Source organism: Synechococcus sp. 1G10, from assembly GCF_002252625.1.
Lineage (GTDB): Bacteria > Cyanobacteriota > Cyanobacteriia > PCC-6307 > Cyanobiaceae > Regnicoccus_A.
Map to the genome: position 1 here is coordinate 159,934 of NZ_NQKW01000004.1, position 15,719 is coordinate 175,652.

General features: G+C 67.7%; 20 protein-coding genes. 11 read left to right on the top strand and 9 right to left on the bottom strand.

The features are described 5' to 3' along the window. The first annotated feature begins 43 nt into the window (after nucleotides 1–43). The 3 genes from CJZ82_RS05430 (at nucleotide 44) to CJZ82_RS05440 (ending at nucleotide 980) form a co-directional block, all read left to right on the top strand. Nucleotides 44–268 carry a DUF4278 domain-containing protein gene (locus tag CJZ82_RS05430; RefSeq protein WP_094554773.1) on the top strand — a complete coding sequence of 75 codons (225 nt, stop codon included), beginning with the start codon at nucleotides 44–46 and terminating at the stop codon, nucleotides 266–268. 110 nt (nucleotides 269–378) lie between these two features. Next, complete coding sequence (locus CJZ82_RS05435; protein WP_094554774.1) at nucleotides 379–612, top strand: hypothetical protein; 234 nt, start codon at nucleotides 379–381, stop codon at nucleotides 610–612. Between the two features lie 29 nt (nucleotides 613–641). Continuing rightward, a complete protein-coding gene (locus CJZ82_RS05440; RefSeq protein WP_094554775.1) occupies nucleotides 642–980 on the top strand; it encodes a P-II family nitrogen regulator in 339 nt (112 codons plus the stop codon). 68 nt (nucleotides 981–1,048) lie between these two features. On the opposite strand, the gene CJZ82_RS05445 is transcribed toward CJZ82_RS05440, so the two are convergent. Continuing rightward, the gene (locus CJZ82_RS05445; protein ID WP_094554776.1) at nucleotides 1,049–1,870 is read right to left on the bottom strand and encodes a TlyA family RNA methyltransferase; all 822 of its coding nucleotides are present in this window, start codon (nucleotides 1,868–1,870) and stop codon (nucleotides 1,049–1,051) included. A gap of 56 nt (nucleotides 1,871–1,926) precedes the next feature. Between CJZ82_RS05445 and purB the strand changes: the two genes are divergently transcribed. Then, nucleotides 1,927–3,222 (top strand): adenylosuccinate lyase, encoded by a 1,296-nt coding sequence (purB, locus tag CJZ82_RS05450; RefSeq protein ID WP_094554777.1) that lies wholly within the window; start codon nucleotides 1,927–1,929, stop codon nucleotides 3,220–3,222. Between the two features lie 45 nt (nucleotides 3,223–3,267). Here the strand turns inward: purB and CJZ82_RS05455 are convergent, their stop codons facing one another. Further along, complete coding sequence (locus CJZ82_RS05455; RefSeq protein ID WP_094554778.1) at nucleotides 3,268–6,096, bottom strand: RNA helicase; 2,829 nt, start codon at nucleotides 6,094–6,096, stop codon at nucleotides 3,268–3,270. Nucleotides 6,097–6,165: 69 nt separating this feature from the next. Between CJZ82_RS05455 and CJZ82_RS05460 the strand changes: the two genes are divergently transcribed. Genes CJZ82_RS05460 through bioA form a run of 6 tightly spaced genes read left to right on the top strand, consistent with a single transcriptional unit; the run spans nucleotide 6,166 to nucleotide 10,950 of the window. After that, complete coding sequence (locus tag CJZ82_RS05460; protein WP_094554779.1) at nucleotides 6,166–7,356, top strand: aminotransferase class I/II-fold pyridoxal phosphate-dependent enzyme; 1,191 nt, start codon at nucleotides 6,166–6,168, stop codon at nucleotides 7,354–7,356. Then, nucleotides 7,353–8,051 (top strand): alpha/beta hydrolase, encoded by a 699-nt coding sequence (locus tag CJZ82_RS05465; RefSeq protein ID WP_094554780.1) that lies wholly within the window; start codon nucleotides 7,353–7,355, stop codon nucleotides 8,049–8,051. The genes CJZ82_RS05460 and CJZ82_RS05465 overlap by 4 nt, the downstream gene beginning before the upstream one ends. Further along, on the top strand, nucleotides 8,051–8,875 hold the full coding sequence (locus CJZ82_RS05470) for a methyltransferase (RefSeq protein ID WP_233130064.1): 825 nt from the start codon (nucleotides 8,051–8,053) through the stop codon (nucleotides 8,873–8,875). The genes CJZ82_RS05465 and CJZ82_RS05470 overlap by 1 nt, the downstream gene beginning before the upstream one ends. Next, nucleotides 8,872–9,510: a dethiobiotin synthase gene (gene bioD, locus CJZ82_RS05475; protein ID WP_094554781.1), complete on the top strand. Its 639-nt coding sequence runs from the start codon at nucleotides 8,872–8,874 to the stop codon at nucleotides 9,508–9,510. Before CJZ82_RS05470 ends, bioD begins: the two co-directional genes overlap by 4 nt. Beyond that, complete coding sequence (locus CJZ82_RS18605) at nucleotides 9,507–9,662, top strand: hypothetical protein (protein ID WP_198949669.1); 156 nt, start codon at nucleotides 9,507–9,509, stop codon at nucleotides 9,660–9,662. Before bioD ends, CJZ82_RS18605 begins: the two co-directional genes overlap by 4 nt. A 19-nt stretch (nucleotides 9,663–9,681) precedes the next feature. Further along, on the top strand, nucleotides 9,682–10,950 hold the full coding sequence (gene bioA / locus CJZ82_RS05480; protein ID WP_094554782.1) for an adenosylmethionine--8-amino-7-oxononanoate transaminase: 1,269 nt from the start codon (nucleotides 9,682–9,684) through the stop codon (nucleotides 10,948–10,950). Nucleotides 10,951–10,954: 4 nt separating this feature from the next. On the opposite strand, the gene CJZ82_RS05485 is transcribed toward bioA, so the two are convergent. Further along, nucleotides 10,955–11,155, bottom strand: a complete 201-nt coding sequence (locus CJZ82_RS05485) for a DUF3143 domain-containing protein (RefSeq protein WP_369820022.1) — start codon at nucleotides 11,153–11,155, stop codon at nucleotides 10,955–10,957. Between the two features lie 7 nt (nucleotides 11,156–11,162). Further along, complete coding sequence (locus tag CJZ82_RS05490) at nucleotides 11,163–11,762, bottom strand: J domain-containing protein (protein ID WP_094554832.1); 600 nt, start codon at nucleotides 11,760–11,762, stop codon at nucleotides 11,163–11,165. Between the two features lie 56 nt (nucleotides 11,763–11,818). Between CJZ82_RS05490 and rsmG the strand changes: the two genes are divergently transcribed. Continuing rightward, complete coding sequence (rsmG, locus tag CJZ82_RS05495) at nucleotides 11,819–12,553, top strand: 16S rRNA (guanine(527)-N(7))-methyltransferase RsmG (protein ID WP_094554784.1); 735 nt, start codon at nucleotides 11,819–11,821, stop codon at nucleotides 12,551–12,553. Nucleotides 12,554–12,567: 14 nt separating this feature from the next. Here rsmG and CJZ82_RS05500 read toward each other — a convergent pair whose 3' ends face one another. From CJZ82_RS05500 to CJZ82_RS05520, 5 genes are read right to left on the bottom strand one after another with little or no spacing between them, the layout of a single operon-like run. Beyond that, entirely contained in the window at nucleotides 12,568–13,776 is a 1,209-nt protein-coding gene (locus CJZ82_RS05500; RefSeq protein ID WP_094554785.1) for an aldo/keto reductase, read from the bottom strand. After that, nucleotides 13,773–14,183: a ferredoxin gene (locus tag CJZ82_RS05505; RefSeq protein WP_094554833.1), complete on the bottom strand. Its 411-nt coding sequence runs from the start codon at nucleotides 14,181–14,183 to the stop codon at nucleotides 13,773–13,775. Before CJZ82_RS05505 ends, CJZ82_RS05500 begins: the two co-directional genes overlap by 4 nt. A 16-nt stretch (nucleotides 14,184–14,199) precedes the next feature. Further along, nucleotides 14,200–14,592: a DUF1257 domain-containing protein gene (locus CJZ82_RS05510; RefSeq protein WP_094554786.1), complete on the bottom strand. Its 393-nt coding sequence runs from the start codon at nucleotides 14,590–14,592 to the stop codon at nucleotides 14,200–14,202. Between the two features lie 27 nt (nucleotides 14,593–14,619). After that, nucleotides 14,620–14,832: a DUF2997 domain-containing protein gene (locus tag CJZ82_RS05515; RefSeq protein ID WP_094554787.1), complete on the bottom strand. Its 213-nt coding sequence runs from the start codon at nucleotides 14,830–14,832 to the stop codon at nucleotides 14,620–14,622. Between the two features lie 60 nt (nucleotides 14,833–14,892). Continuing rightward, nucleotides 14,893–15,717, bottom strand: coding sequence for a HEAT repeat domain-containing protein (locus CJZ82_RS05520; RefSeq protein WP_094554788.1), 825 nt, complete (start codon nucleotides 15,715–15,717; stop codon nucleotides 14,893–14,895). Nucleotides 15,718–15,719 lie beyond the last annotated feature (2 nt).

Below are 15,719 nucleotides of genomic sequence, written 5' to 3' on the forward strand. Positions count from 1 at the left end.
GCCCCAAAAGGTCAGTGATCTCAATCCCTTCGAGGCTCCAGTCATGTCCGCAGGCCAACTCGTCTACCGGGGTGTGCCGTACAGCACCCACCATCACCATCCCCTCCCAGGCCTCGAACCAGTGGAGCATGTGTACAGAGGCATTCACTACCGCATGCCGCTGAAGCATGAGCCACGGCTGGTGGATGAAAGCCTTGAGCTTCACTACCGCGGGCACATCTATCACCACCGCCAGCAGCAGACCCAACTCCACCTTGAGGCGGGCTGAGTTCCGTAAGCCTCACAGCTGAGTCGCGTCAGCCCGAGACCGCGTAGCAACAGCTACGCCGAAGCCCTGCGCACTCAGGCCTAATGGCCCCAGTGCGCAGGGTCTTCCTTATGGACCTCCTCCTCGCCAGCAGTCACGGCGGCTTTCGCCTCAAGCCCCAGTCGGCCCTGGGGATGGTCTGGCTTCAGACCCATTTCGACGATGCCGTGTGGTCCCACCTGGCCACCGGCAGGGTTCAGGTCAGTCCAAGCTCCGCCGACCGGCTTTGTCAGGATGCCCTGTCCGCAGGGCTCCGAGTCAACCGCATCCCCAACCTTTCCCTTCCTCTCAGCGATCCCTCCTGAGACACTTAATCCGAATCATTGGAGACTCCATGAAAAAAGTTGAGGCCATCATTCGCCCTTTCAAGCTGGAAGATGTCAAGGTGGCCCTGGTGAACGCCGGCATCGTTGGCATGACGGTGAGTGAAGTGCGCGGCTTCGGCAGGCAGAAGGGCCAGGTGGAGCGCTACCGGGGTTCTGAATTCACTGTGGAATTCCTGCAGAAACTCAAGCTGGAAGTAGTGGTCGACGACGACCGGGTGGACACGGTGGTCACCGCCATCCAGGACGCAGCCCGCACTGGCGAGATCGGCGACGGCAAGATCTTCATCAGCTCCATAGGGACTGTCATCCGCATCCGCACCGGCGACCGCGACAGCACAGCGATCTGACGCCAGCGCTAAGGGACAGGCTCAGCAGCTTCAACCGGGGATCGATCAGATCTCCGGTTTTTTTGTGGTCAGCCAGCGGAGAGAGTGCGGTTCACCAGGGCGCGGATCGAGTCGGGCGTCACCGGCTCGCCTGCGGGCTCCTGCTTGGACCGCAGCCAGAGCAGGTATTCGTGGTTGCCGGCGGGGCCGGTGAGCGGTGAGGCGATCAGGCCCCAGGGCCACAAGCCATGCGTTGCAGCCGCTCGGATCACGGCCGTGATGGCATCGGCATGGGCGCCAGGCTCACGTACCACACCGCCTTTGCCCACCCGCTCGCGACCCACCTCGAACTGGGGTTTCACCAGCAGCACGGCCTCGGCGGCGGCTGACTTGAGCAGAGCCCGCAGGGCCGGAAGCACCACGGCCAGGGAGATGAAGGACACGTCGGCCACGGCCAGGTCGGGCCAGGGGTCATCGGGGCCATAGAGCTCCTCGGGTGTGAGGCGGCGCAGGTTGGTGCGCTCGCGCAGCACCAACCTGGGGTCGGTGCGCAGGCTCCAGGCGGTCTGGCCGTAGCCCACATCAATGCCGTACACCCGCGCGGCCCCATGCTGAAGCAGGCAGTCGCTGAAGCCGCCGGTAGAGATGCCACCATCGAGGCAGATGCGGCCCGGCAGCTGCAGGGGAAAGGCCTCCAGGGCCGCCACCAGCTTCTCACCGCCACGGGAGACAAAGCGGGGTGGGTGGCTCACCTCGGGTCTCAGCTCAGCCGGCACCTCCTGTCCTGGCTTGTCGAGCACCCGATCACCACTGCGCACCCGCCCGGCACGGATCAACTGCTGCGCCTGCTGGCGGCTCGCTGCCAGCCCAAGCGCCACCAGGTGCTGATCGAGTCGCTGCTTGCCTGCCATCGGGATCCCGTTGGGGTCGACCCATAGATTGACCAGGACGTTGCCACGCGCTGGCCTTGATCGAGCGATACACCCTGCCCGAGATGGGCAACCTCTGGAGTGAAGAGGCCAAATTCCAGAGCTGGCTGGATGTGGAGATCGCCGCCACCGACGCAAACTGCCAGCTGGGCCGGGTGCCAAAGGAGGCCATGGCCGCGATCCGCGAGCGGGCCCGCTTCGAGGTGCCCCGCATTCTGGAGATCGAGGCGGAGGTGCGCCACGACGTGATCGCTTTCCTGACCAATGTCAATGAGCACGTGGGCGATGCGGGCCGCTACATCCACGTGGGTATGACCAGCTCCGATGTGCTCGACACGGGCCTGGCCCTGCAGCTGAAGGCGTCGGTGGCGTTGTTGCGCGAAGAGCTCGATCAGCTGGCCGCCGCACTGCGGACTCTGGCGGAGGCGCATAAGGCCACGGTGATGATCGGCCGCTCCCATGCGATCCATGGCGAGCCGATCACCTTCGGCTTCAAGGTGGCTGGCTGGCTAGCGGAGACGGAGCGGAACCGGGAGCGACTGGAACGACTGGCCCAGGTGGTGGCGGTGGGTCAGGTGAGCGGGGCCATGGGCACCTACGCCAACACCGACCCCCAGGTGGAGGCCCTCACCTGCGCCAGCCTCGGCCTGGAGCCCGACACCGCCAGCACCCAGGTGATCGGCCGCGACCGCCATGCGGAATACGTGCAGACCCTGGCACTGGTGGGCACCTCCCTGGAACGGTTCTCCACCGAGATCCGCAACCTGCAACGCACGGATGTTCTGGAGGTGGAGGAGAACTTCGCCAAGGGACAGAAAGGCAGCTCGGCCATGCCCCACAAGCGCAATCCGATCCGCAGCGAGCGAATCAGCGGTCTGGCACGAGTGCTGCGCAGCTACACGATCGCGGCCCTGGAAAACGTGGCCCTCTGGCACGAGCGCGACATCAGCCATAGCTCGGTAGAGCGGATGATGCTGCCTGATTGCTCCTGCACGCTGCACTTCATGCTGCGGGAGATGACGGATGTGGTGAAGGGACTCGGGGTCTACCCCGAGAACATGAGCCGCAACCTCAATGTGTATGGCGGGGTGGTGTTCAGCCAGCGGGTGCTGCTGGCCCTGGTGGAGTGCGGTCTCAGCCGGGAGGATGCCTACCGGATCGTGCAGCGCCATGCCCACGAAGCATGGAACCGCGAAGGCGGCGACTTCCGCGCCAATCTGTCTGCTGACCCCGAGGTGAACGCACGGCTCAACGCCGCTCAGCTCGACGCCTGTTTCTCCACCGAGCTACACCGGGCCCAGCTGGATGTGATCTGGGAGCGGCTGGGAATCTGAGCCTGCTGGGTTGGCACTCCCCCCGTTCTGCTGAGGGTTCTGCGATCAGGCCGTTTGAGGGGCTGGGCGTTCTGTGGCAGGGGTTGCCGGAACAAGGGAGGGGACAGGTACGACCTGGTTACCCAGGTCGATGAATTCACACACCGGAAAACGGTTGATCGCCTGGAGCGCTTTGCGGGAGGTGGTGCGCAGCTGCTCGCTGATCGCTTCGGCGTAGGGGACCTGGGCCAGCAGATCGACGGTGCGGCGCAGGATGCGCACGATGTCGCCTTCATCGAGGGAGGTGTTGGCGATCACGTCGTTCCAGCTGGTGCCACGGGCCCAGGCATGCACCAACCCCATCAGCTCAGGTTCCCACCAGGCCGGCACCACCACCTGGGCCCGCTCCTGGTGACGAAGCAGTTCGCGGCGCAGCCCGCTGAGATCGTGGAGGGCCTCCTCTGAGCGCGGCGGCGGCGGAAAGCCGCTCCAGAGATCCGGACGGTTCACCTCAGTGCTGATCGCCTCGAGGACGGCGGCCAGCTCCGCAGGGTTGAGCTCGTCGAGGTGGCCGCTCATCAGGGCCAGGCCCAGCCACAGCTCGTTGTCGCCGCGCAGGACCGCCACGGTGCGGCCCACCTCGGTGGGCTCCAGACCCTCGGCCCCGGCCAGCGCCCCGAAGGCACGCAGTATCTCAATCAGGGCCAGGAACGTGTCCCAGTGACGGTTGGCGCGGTGGTGAAGCAGCCTCTGGCGCTCCTCAATCTCCTCACCCAGTTCCTCCATCCGGCGCCGCTGCTTCTTGAGCTGGCGGCGGTCGCCCCAGTGGTGGGCGGGATGCTGCTCCAGCTCCTGCTCAAGCTGCTGCACCAGCTGCGCCTGGCTGCGCACCTCTCCCGCCAGGTCGTACTGGGGGGTTTGCATGTCGTGGCGGCGGGCCATCGAGGCAACCGCCAAAGCCAGTCCACCACTGACGTTATCGCCGTGGCGCAGCTCGCCGGCATGGTCGAGGCGAGGTGCCGGGATCGAATCAACCTGGAGGCAACTCAGCTCGGCATGGAGGCTCACCACCCCATGGCATGGAACCAGGATCCAGACATTCTCATCGGTGAGGCAGAGAAGCAGCGGGAACTGGCCGGAGCCCTGCTGCTTGGCCACGATCACTGCGGGGGTCACCCGAGCCCGCAGCTGGGGCGCTTTCAGGCTCACCAGGGTGCCTTCACTGGCGAACTGAAGCGCCAGGGTGAGCTCGTGAGCCAGGGTTTCTTCCGCCTGCTGCTGCAGGATGCGCTGGATACGCCGCTCCTCCCGCAGCCGTTCCCGCTCCTTCTCGTAGGCCTCGAATTCCTCCCAGGGGATGTCGGCGGTGGGCCCCGCCAGCTGGACCAGCTGGGCGCGCAGGGAGGCGATCCTGGATTCATCCTCCGCCAGATCGAGAGTAGCCAGGTACCGCCCGAAACTGCGCTCCACCAGCTGCTGGGCCTTGGCCAGGTCGTAGCGCTGCAGCAGATTCAGCACCATGCCGTAGCTGGGGGTGAACTGGCTCACCAGCGGATCGGCGGGACTGGTGGCCAGTTGCCCTGCCTCGCGCACCCCCTCGAAGCGGCTCTGCACCGTGACCACATAGCCCTGCACGTCCAGCCCGCGCCGTCCGGCCCGGCCCGCCATCTGCAGGAACTCGCTGCCCATCAGCGGGCGGTGGCCCCGCTCGGTGCGTTTGGAGAGGGCCGAGATCACCGTGGTACGCGCCGGCATGTTGATGCCTGCCGCCAGGGTCTCGGTGGCGAAAACCACCTTGATCAGGCCCTGCTGGAACAGCTCCTCGATCAGTTCCTTCCATGCCGGCAACACGCCGGCATGGTGGGCGGCGATGCCGCGGATGAGAGCTTCGGCGTGGCCCCCATCCCGCACCGCTTCAGGTGTGGCGGCCACGAAAGCGTCGAGCCGGGCCACGATCCGGGCCTGCTCCGGCTCGCTCACCAGACAGACACGGCCCAGGTCACGCACCGCTTTGTCGCAGGCGCGGCGGCTGAAGATGAAATAAATGGCCGGGAGCATGTCGCGCTCGGCCATCTGGGCCACCACGAAGGGCAGCGGCGCAGCCTCCGGCTGGGGCGGCTTCGGGCTCTTTCCTTTGCGCCGATCCCCCTTGGGGGCCCGCCACACCTTGCAGTTGGGGTGCAGTCCCGTGCCCTGTTCGTTGAGCAGGGGATGCAGTCCCTTGGCGCTGCAGAAACTGAAGGCCAGCGGCACCGGCCGGTGGTCGCTCATCACCAGGGTGGTGGGGCCATGCACCCGCTCAATCCAGTCGGTGAGCTGCCCGGCATTGGCCACCGTGGCCGAGAGAGCCACCAGTTGCACCGGCGGCGGGCAATGAATGATCGATTCCTCCCAAACGGTGCCGCGCTGGGAGTCGTTCATGTAGTGGCACTCATCGAGCACCACCGCCTCCACATCGGCGAGGGGATCGTCACCCCGGTCCACCTCCGCGTAGAGCATGTTGCGGAAGATCTCGGTGGTCATCACCACGATCGGCGCCTCGCGGTTCACGCTCAGATCGCCGGTCATCAGGCCCACCCGATCCGCCCCGAACTGCTCCCTGAAATCGCGCAGCTTCTGGTTCGAGAGGGCCTTGAGGGGAGTGGTGTAAAAAACCTTTTGCCCATGGGCAAGGGCACGGTGGATGGCGTATTCCCCCACCAGCGTCTTGCCGGAGCCGGTGGGTGCACTCACCACGACCGAATGTCCCTGGTTGAGAGCGTCGATCGCCTCCAGCTGGAAGGGATCGAGGGCGAAGGGAAAGAGCTGATCGAGGGGCGGAATCCCGGCTGGATCGGCTGAACGTTCTGGGTCCGCCGCCGGATCAGCTGGAGCGTCGGAACCGGCGGTCTGCATCACACAATCTTATGGGCTGCCCAGCAAGCAGAGTGGGGTGAGTGCAACTGCCCTGGCGTTGACTTCCGCGTGGCTCCTGATCCGCTCGATTCCATCCAGCAGGCCCTCAGCCGGGTTCCCAAGGAGCGGCAGCGACGGTTGCGCACATTCCGCCCAGGCCCAGACGCCACCCTCCTGCCGGACGAAGCCGGCCCGGCCATTGGGGGCCTGCTCGATCTGGCCAGCAACGACTATCTCGGACTCAGCGCCCACCCCAGCCTGAAGGCGGCGGCCATGGCCGCGATCCAGAGCGACGGGGTGGGCTGCGGCGGATCTCGACTGGTGAGCGGCACGCGACCATGCCATAACAAGCTCGAGGCGGCCCTGGCCCAGTGGCTTGGGCGCGAGCGGGTGCTGCTCTTCCCCAGCGGCTTTCAGGCCAACTTGGCCGCGGTGCTGGCCCTGGCCGACCGCCACAGCGAGGTGATCGCCGACCGCCTGATCCACCACTCCCTGCTGGTGGGGATCCAGGCCAGCGGTGCCCGGCTGCGGCGCTTTCGCCACAACGATCTGAGCGACCTGCGCCGCCTGCTGGAGCGCGGGGCCCAGAACGAGCCGGGCCGGCGCCGACTGGTGGTGAGCGAAAGCCTGTTCAGCATGGAAGGAACCTCCCCCGATCTGGCCGGCATCGCCGCGGCCTGCCAGGAGTTCGGCGCCCTGTTGCTGGTGGACGAAGCCCATGCCCTGGGAGTGCTTGGCCCCGGCGGCCGCGGGTTGGCCTGGGGCCTGGCGGGAGTGAGCCTGGTGAGCGGCACCTTCGGCAAAGCCTTCGGCGCTGGCGGTGCCTTCCTCGCGGCCGATGGAGTCGTGGGCCAATGGCTGCTGCAGGGCTCCGGCGCTTTCCGCTACACCACCGCCCTGGCTCCGCCACTGGCGGCCGCGGCCCTGGCGGCCCTGGAGCAGCTCCAGTCCGATGCTGACCAGGGCATCGCCCTGCTGCGGCGAGCGCAGCGTTGGCGTGATGGCCTCGAAGCCGCCCACTGGCGGCGCCCCCCCGGCAAGGGTCCGGTCCTGCCGCTGCACGTGGGCGATGACGCCCTCGCCCTCGACCTCCAGCGCCACCTGGAGCAGGCCGGGCTGCTGGCGGTGGCGATCCGCCCGCCCACGGTGCCGGCTGGAACGGCTCGCCTGCGGCTGGTGCTGCGCCGCGACCTGCCCCACGGGAGTCTTGATCGCCTGCTCCACGCCCTGGCCACCTGGCCCCACGCCCCTTCCCGATGAGCCACCCTCCCCTGGCGTTGATCGCCATGCACGGCTGGGCCGGCGACAGCCGTGCCTGGAGTCCTTGGCAGGAGGCCGCGGCCAGCCGGGGCTGGAGCTGGCAGAGCGGTGAGCGCGGCTACGGCCAGCTGGCCCCCAGCACCCCCCAATGGCCGGAGCAGAGCGGCCGCAGGGCCGTGATCGTGCATTCCCTTGGGCTGCATCTGCTGCCGGCGGCGGTGCTGGCGGCAGCAGAGGTGGTGGTGCTGCTGGCCAGCTTCGGCAGTTTCGTGCCCGCCGGGCCCAATGGCCGGCGCTGGCGGCAGGCCCTTCGCGGCATGGGCCAGAGCCTGGAGGCCGGCAACAGCGCCGCGATGCTCAACGACTTCCTGCGCGAAGCCGCCGCTCCCGCGCCTGTGGAGCTGCTGCCGGCAGGGCCCTCCTCAGAGGCCATCCCGCCCGAGGGAGTGGAGCGGCTGCGTCAGGATCTGCTCCTGCTGGAGCAGTGCACCGCCGTGCCCCCCGCTTTCCCCGCCGGCGCCCGCAGCCTGATCGTCGAGGCCGGTGCCGATCGCATCGTGGCCCCCGAGAGCCGCGCAGCCCTGGCCCTGGCCCTGCCGGCAGCAGAGCGCTGGTCCCTGGCCGGCGTTGGCCACAGCCTGCTGGGCAGCGATCTGGTGGATCCCGTCCTGAACTGGCTGGAGGCCTGCCTCTGATGGTCCTGATCCAGTCAGCCCCCTCGATGGCCCAGCGAATGCGGCTGGCCTTCACTCGCCGTGCCCGCCACTACGACGCAGCCGCCAGCCTGCAACGGGCCGTGGCCTGGCGGCTGGCCCGTCACTGCCGCGACCTGGCTCTCCCGCCCGGGCCGAGGGCGGATCTGGGGGCCGGCACCGGGCTGCTCAGCAAGGCACTGGAGCAACAGCGTCCCGGCTGCACCATGCTGCGGCTCGATGCCTGCGAGGCCCTGCTGAAGCAGGGAGCCCGCCAAGAGCTCGCCGGGGTTGCCGTGCCGCTGGCTTCAGCGCCCCAGCGTCTCTGGGACCTCGACGACGGCTTGCCCGAGGGTCTGGGCGGGGCAGCGCTGCTGGTTTCGAGCTTCGCGCTGCATTGGCTGGATGATCCCGCCGCCAGCCTGGGCCAGTGGTGCGATGCCCTTGCGCCTGGCGGCTGGCTGGGGCTGGCCGTCCCCACCGCCGGCAGCTTCCCCCAATGGCGCCAGGCGGCGGCCGCAGCCGGCGTGCCCTGCACCGCTCTGGCCCTGCCGGAGCTGCCCCGTTTGCTGGCTGTGGCCGCCCCGCGCCTGGAACTGCGCCTGTGCGCGCCCCTGCGCTACAGCCGGAGCGGCCCCAGCGGCCGGGCCCTGCTGCGGCCCATGGGGGCGGTGGGGGCCGGCACCACCGATGCAGCACCTCTGGGGGTCGGGGAGTGGCGGAAGCTGGAGGCCCACTGGCCTCAGGACCATCTCGGCCAAAAGCACCTGAGCTGGGAGGTGCTGCTGTTGATCGGCCGCCAACCCATGAAGGAGCAGAAGCGATGACGAGCCTGGTGGTCTGCGGCACCGACACCGATGTGGGCAAGACCGTGGTGAGTGCCCTGCTGGTGGAGGGACTCGGAGCCCGCTACTGGAAGCCGGTGCAATGCGGCCTCGAGGAGGGGGGCGACACAGCCAGGGTCGCGGCCATGCTCGGCCTCACTCCCAGCGAAGCCGCCCAACGTCTCATCCCTGAGGCCTACCGCTACGACCATCCGGTTTCACCCCACTGGGCCGGGGAGCTGGAGCAGCGGCCGATCGAGCTGGAGCGGCTGGCCCTGCCCCCTGTGAAGGGTTCTCTGGTGGTGGAGACCGCCGGCGGCCTGCTGGTGCCCCTGCGCATCGACAGCCTCCAGATCGATCAGATCCAGCGCTGGGGCCTGCCGGTGCTGCTGGTTGCCCGCAGCGGCCTGGGCACCCTCAACCACACCCTGCTCTCGGTGGAAGCCCTGCGCAACAGAGCGATTCCCCTGCTGGGCCTGGTGCTCAACGGCCCACCCCACCCCAATAACCCCAGCACCCTGGAGGCACTGAGCGGGGCGCCGGTACTGGCCTGTCTACCCCCCCTGCCCCGGCTTGATCGCAAAGCCCTGGCCGAGCAATGGCAGGCCAGTGGTCTGGCCCGTAGCCTGGCCCGATGACACGAGGCAATCTGCTGGTCAGCGCGTCAGTAGCCCTGCTCTGCGCAGGCATCCTGGTGCTGTTCACCGATGTGGAAGTCGGGATGGTGCGTTGGTTCAACTGCGGACCCTGGTCCTCTGAATCAGCCCGCATGGAGAAGCGGTGCCGCTGAAGCCGCTGCAGCCCAACCTTTGAGCTGGCATCCCCATCTCTGGCACCCCACCACCCAGGTGGCCCGGGCCGATCCCCCCCTCCGGGCAGTGGCAGGCCGCGGCGCCATGCTCGAACTCGACGACGGCCGTGAGCTGATCGACGCCATCAGCAGCTGGTGGGTGACCCTGCACGGCCATGGCGAACCCAGCATCGCCGCGGCGGTGGCGGAGCAGGCCCTGCGGCTGGAGCAGGTGATCTTCGCCAACTTCCGCCATCCCCCCGCTGAGCGCTTAGCCGAGCGGCTCAGCGCCGCCACCGGTCTGGAGCGGCTGTTCTTCTCCGACGATGGATCCACCGCGGTGGAGGTGGCCCTGAAGATGGCCTGGCAGTGGTGGCGCAACCAGGGCTCCGAGCGGCGTCAGCTGATTGCCTTCGAGGGGGCATATCACGGCGACACCTTCGGGGCCATGGCCCTGGGGGAGCGCTCCCTGTTCTCTGCTCCGTTCGAGCCCCTGCTCTCCCCGGTGGCCCGGGCCCCCTGGCCCGCCACCTGGTGGGACGATCAGGACGTGGAGGGCAAGGAAGCTGAGGCCCTGGCGACGCTGGAGCGATTGCTGGAGGTGCCCACCGCCGCGGTGATCCTCGAGCCGCTGGTGCAGGGCGCCAGCGGCATGGCGATGGTGCGGGAGAGCTTCCTGCGGAAGCTGGAGCAACGGGTGCGTCAGGCCGGCGCCCTGCTGATCGCCGATGAGGTGATGACCGGGTTCGGACGCACCGGTGCCCTCTTCGCCTGCGATCGGGCGGGGATCCGTCCCGATCTGGTGTCCCTCTCCAAGGGCCTCACCGGCGGCTTCCTGCCGATGGGCGTCACCCTGGCTAGCGAGCGGATTTACCGGGGCTTCATCAGCGACGACCCAAGCCACACCCTGTACCACGGCCACAGCTTCACAGCCAATCCGCTCGGCTGCGCCGCCGCCAACGCCAGCCTGGATCTGCTGCTTGAGCGGCCTGCGCTCCACGAAGGCTTCGAGGCCCGGCACAGGCCCCATCTCGAGGCCCTGGCTGTCCATCCCCTGGTGCAGCGGCCACGGCTGTGCGGCACCATCGCCGCCTTCGATCTGGCGGTTGAGCGGCCTGGTTATCTCCACCCCGCCGGCCGCCAGCTCCAGCGCCATGCCCTCGAGGCCGGGGTGTTTCTGCGGCCCCTTGGCCATGTGGTTTACCTGCTGCCGCCGCTTTGCCTCAGCGACCAGCAGCTGCAGGACTGCTACAGCGTGATCCGCTCAGGCCTCGACCAGCTGAACTGAGGCCTCAGGGGCCGGCCAGGATCGCAGATTCCACGTCAGCGCGGCTGAGGCCATAGGGGAACAGGCGCACCGTGACGTTGCCCCCGTGCTCCCAGCTCACTTTGAGCTCCTCGACGTCCAGCTCGATGCGGGCACTCCACAGCGGCTGTCTCAGATCCCAGAGACAGGGCTCTGCCTGGTCCCGGTAGGCGCCCAGATCAGTCAACCACTGCTCAAGAGCCGGCAGCGGGTGGTTGTACAGCGGAGTCTGCAGGGGGGGTAAGGAGATCATCCCCAGGCAAGCGTGCAATCGAGCCTTCAGTCTGCCGCTCAATCGGATCAACGGCCGGGGCGCTGCCCGGGGGCTGGGTGACCAGTTCCACCCCGCGCCACCAGGCCAGGCCCAGACCGAGCACCAGACTGAAAAGCAGGGCCAGGGCCAGCAGCAAAAGGGCGAACCATTCACCCCCCGAGAAGGCCCGCCGTACCGAGAGGGGGCGGCGCGGCGAGACCGGTCCTGTCAGCATCGGCCCCGGCCCCTTTGCAGGAATGGCGGTCGGTGGGCTGAGAGCCTCAACGCGCTGGAGCAGGGCCAGACGCAGCTGGCTGTCATAGGCGGATCGACGCTGAGGGTCCCCCAGCACCAGGTAGGCCTCCTGCAGCCGGCGGAACTGGTCCCGGGCCTCTGCCAGCGGCAGGGTGGTGGTGTCGGGGTGGTAGAGCTTGCTCAGTGAGCGAAAAGCCTGCCTCAGGTCCTGGGGAGTGGCCGTGCTCGGCAGACCAAGCAGGGCGTAAAGGGATGGGCCCGTGACCGGGTGCTCGCCGCCTGCCACCAACCGCGCGCCATGGTTGCGAGATCCTAGAGAGCTTCTCCATCTCTGCTGCAGTGATGACGGCTTCTGCCGATCCGGTTCCAGCTGGCCTCTGGGACAGCCTGGGCTGGGAGCCGACCCCAGAGCAGCTGCAGCTGTTGATGGCGTTGCAGCAGCACCTGCGCGACTGGAACACTCGCCTCAACCTCACCCGACTGGTCGATGGCGACGACTACTGGGTCGCCCAGGTGTACGACAGCCTCTGGCCCTGGCGCGATCAGCTCCGAACCCCATCGCAGCCCCTGCGCTGCATCGATGTGGGCACCGGTGGCGGCTTCCCCGGCCTGGCCTTGGCGATCGCTCTCCCGGCAGCCCGCCTCACCCTGGTGGATTCCGTCGGGCGCAAGGCTGAAGCGGTGAAGGCCATGGCCGCCAGCCTGGGCATGGGCGATCGGGTGGAGGTGCGCTGGGAGCGGGCGGAGACCACCGGCCACGCCCGAGCCTGCCGTGGCCGCCAGGACTGGGCCATGGCGCGGGCCGTGGCCTCCGCTCCAGTGGTGGCGGAGTATCTGGTCCCCTTGCTGAATGCCAGCGGCAGGGCCCTGCTCTACCGCGGCCAGTGGAGCCCAGAGGATCTGGCCAGCCTGGAGCGGGCCGCCTCCAGCCTGCGCGCCGAAGTGGAGAGGGTGGAGCGGATCGACCTGCCAGGCGGGCGGGGGGTACGCCATGCGGTTGTGCTGAAACCAATTGCCCCCTGCCCCGTCAGCTACCCCAGGGCCGTGGGTCTGCCGGCGAAGCAACCCCTGGCCTGAGCAGGATCAGCTGATCAGTCGTCGGCCATCAGCCGGCGGACGCTCGCACCACCCAGGCGCTCGCGCAACCCGCGCAGCAGCGCCGGAATCCGCTGGGCCCAGGGGCTTGCACCCAGCACCGCCAGGAGGTCAGCTTCGCTCACCTCCTGGTCAAGGGCATCGGCATTGGCGCCGGGAAACCAGTGCCCCCCCTGGCCCAGCAGGCCGTAGCGGGCACGGGCAAATCCCTCCAGCTCCCAGGCCGCCAGCAGGTTGTGCAGCCAGAGCAGTACGGGCAGATTGAGACCTCCGGGGGTGGCCTCCCAGGTGGGCAGGCCGTCGTTCCAGCTCTCGAGCCATTGGGCGCCGAGGGCCTCCTGCCGGGCGCGCTCCAGCCGCTCCTGCACCGGGGCCAACCAGCGCTCGGCCTCTGGCAACCGCGCCGCTGCCTGCAGGTGCAGGTCGAGATCAGCCGGTCCGGTGGCACCAACGCTGATCGTATGGATCGCCTCCTCCCGCAGGCAGAACAGGTCGTTGAATTCGATCGGGTGAAGTGGTGCGCACAGCTCGCGGATCCGCTCGGAGGGGCTGTGCAGATGGCCACCCTTGTCGGTGGGGCTGATCACGAAGACACCCATGTCGTGGTGGCGGGCAGCCTCAAGGGCCGGGCGGTTGTCCTGGCGGATGTAGTACCAGTGCAGATTGATGTAATCGAAAGCATCGCTGGCGATCGCTTCCAGGATCAGCGGCAGAGGAGCGTGGGTGGAGAAGCCCACATGGCCGATACGGCCCTGCTCCTGCCAACGCCGCACCACGTCCAGGCAGCCGCCCGGTCTCAGGGTCTGCTCCAGATGCTCGGGCAGGTTGAGGCCATGGATGCCGAGCAGATCAAGGCGCTCGATGCGTAGCCGCTCAAAGCTCAGCTCCAGCTCAGCTTCGAACTGGGCGGGGTCCTCGTGGGGCGGCACCTTGGTCTGCAGGATGCGCTGGGGATCGGGCACTTCCCGCAGCAGATCACCCAGTTGCCGCTCAGAAGTTCCGTAATGGCGGGCGGTTTCGATGTGGTGAAACCCTGCTGCCACGGCCTTCTCGAGAGTGGCCCGCAGGTTGGCCTGGCTCTCGGCAGTGATCTCACCGGCCGGAAGGTCGCTCCAGCTCTGCTGATAGCGCATCCCCCCCAGAGACAGCACAGGCATGGACAGTTCCGTCCGCCCGAAACGACGGGTCGGCACCGCCTCCGTCATGGGCGCGGCAAGGTGCGCTGGACACGGGATTGGCTGGGGTAGCCCATCGGCAGCAGCTCCTGCGAGCGCAACCGTTCTTCCAACTGGGGTACATCTTCGTAGGACACCCAGTGGATGCAATCAACAGGACAGGTGTCGATCGCCTCCTGAATGGTTTCGGTGCTGTCTCCGTCCTGACGGATCGCCCGGGAGCGCCCCCACAACGGCTCCACCAGAAAAGTGTTGCCGGCCACGTGGGCGCAGTAACGACAGCCGATGCAGACGGCCTCATCAACCCAGACAGCCTGCTGTCGCAGACTCCCACCTAGCAGTGGCTCATGGCCACTGGGTTGCTCCCGGGAGCGGGCTGGTGCCGCAAAAGCCAGAGATGGATCCACCTCGCGCTGGATCTGAGAGTGGGCGGACATGGCAGGGCAGCTGGCCTCAGCCATCCCAGCGGGTCACCACCAGTTCGATCGAACCGTCGAGGCTGGAGGTCTGCTCGCTCACCTGGAAGCCCTCCTGAGCCGAGGCCGCCAGCACCTTGTGCAGGGCATAGCGCTGGGTGATCTGGGAGAGGAACCGCTCCACCGGGATCGGCTGCTTCCAGATCTCCAGATCGGTGACGAGCTCATAGCTGCCGGATTCGGCATTCCAGCGGAAGCCGATATCGCAGCCATCGTCACGGGTGAGCGCAAGATCGGCGAGCACGGTCTGGCCGCGGTATCCGCGCACTGGACGTTCCCCCAGCTCGGGTTCATGTCCGAGATCACGCAGAGCCTCGAGCAGGGCCGCACGATCGCGAAGTTCTGTTTTGACGATGCTGAAGTGGGACATCGGAGCGACCAAAGAAACGGGTGAAACTCAGGTGGAGCGCTGGTGCACGTTCAAGGAGGTGGTCACGGCCTCAGGTGCGGCCTGATAGGCCTCGGAGGTGGAGCGGCGCTGCTGCAACGAACCGAGTTGATGCTCGATCCGCTCGGTGAGCTGTTGGCAGGCTGCACCCTGGATACCTTCCACAAGCTCTTCGACTCGCCCGTCGGGGCGAATACGGAAGCGAATGGTGGTCTGGGCCATCCAGGCTCACTCAAGTGGCAAAACTTTAACCAGGTTCCTCTGCTGCTGACGGGGGCCGAATCAGTTGATCAAGCCGTCCTCCACGAGGGTCTGCAGCCGCTCCAGCACCGCCGGACGCTCCAACTGCTCCAACGCGACCCGGGCCTCATCCCGCACCGTGGAATCACCGTCCTGAAGCATCACCGCCACCAGCGTTTCCACCAGTTCCGCCTGGCGTGGATCCACCAGATGATCGAAGAGACGTCCGAGCGACCAGGCGCTGTTGCTGCGCACCACGGGCTCGGAATCGATGCGCAGGCTCACCAGCAACTGGGCGGCGGCCTGATCGGCCTTGGCCGCCCCTGTGCCTCCTACATCCGCCAGCGACCCCGCCGCCCACAGTCTCACCGCGGCGATGTCGGTCTGGAGGGAGCGGATCAGGGGGTTGAGCACGGGCGACTCGGGGTAGTTGCCCAGGCTCCAGGCCACCGCCTTGCGCACATAGCCATTGCTGTCGTCCTGCAGCAAGGCCAGCAGCGGCGCCACGGCACGGGGATCGGGATTGCGGCCCAGGGCATAGACCGCGCTCATGCGCAGGATTGGACAGGTGGCCTCCAGCAGGGGGAGCAACAGCGGAATCGCCCGGGGATCGCGGTGTTCACAGAAGATGCGCAGCCCCTGCATGCGCTGGTCATGGCCGCCGTTGAGCCACTCCAGCCCCTGGTCGCACTCCGCGGCAATATCCGACTCGGCGGGCTCGAGCGCATCAAGGTCTTCGAGCGGGTCACCCAGCAGCTCCTGGGCCAGTTCGCCTGCCAGCATTTCCGGGTCGAAGGCCAGTTCAGCTGGGCCGTAGGAGTAGGGGGGCGGGGAAACGCCGGGATCAGGATTGGCTTGGTCGGTCATGG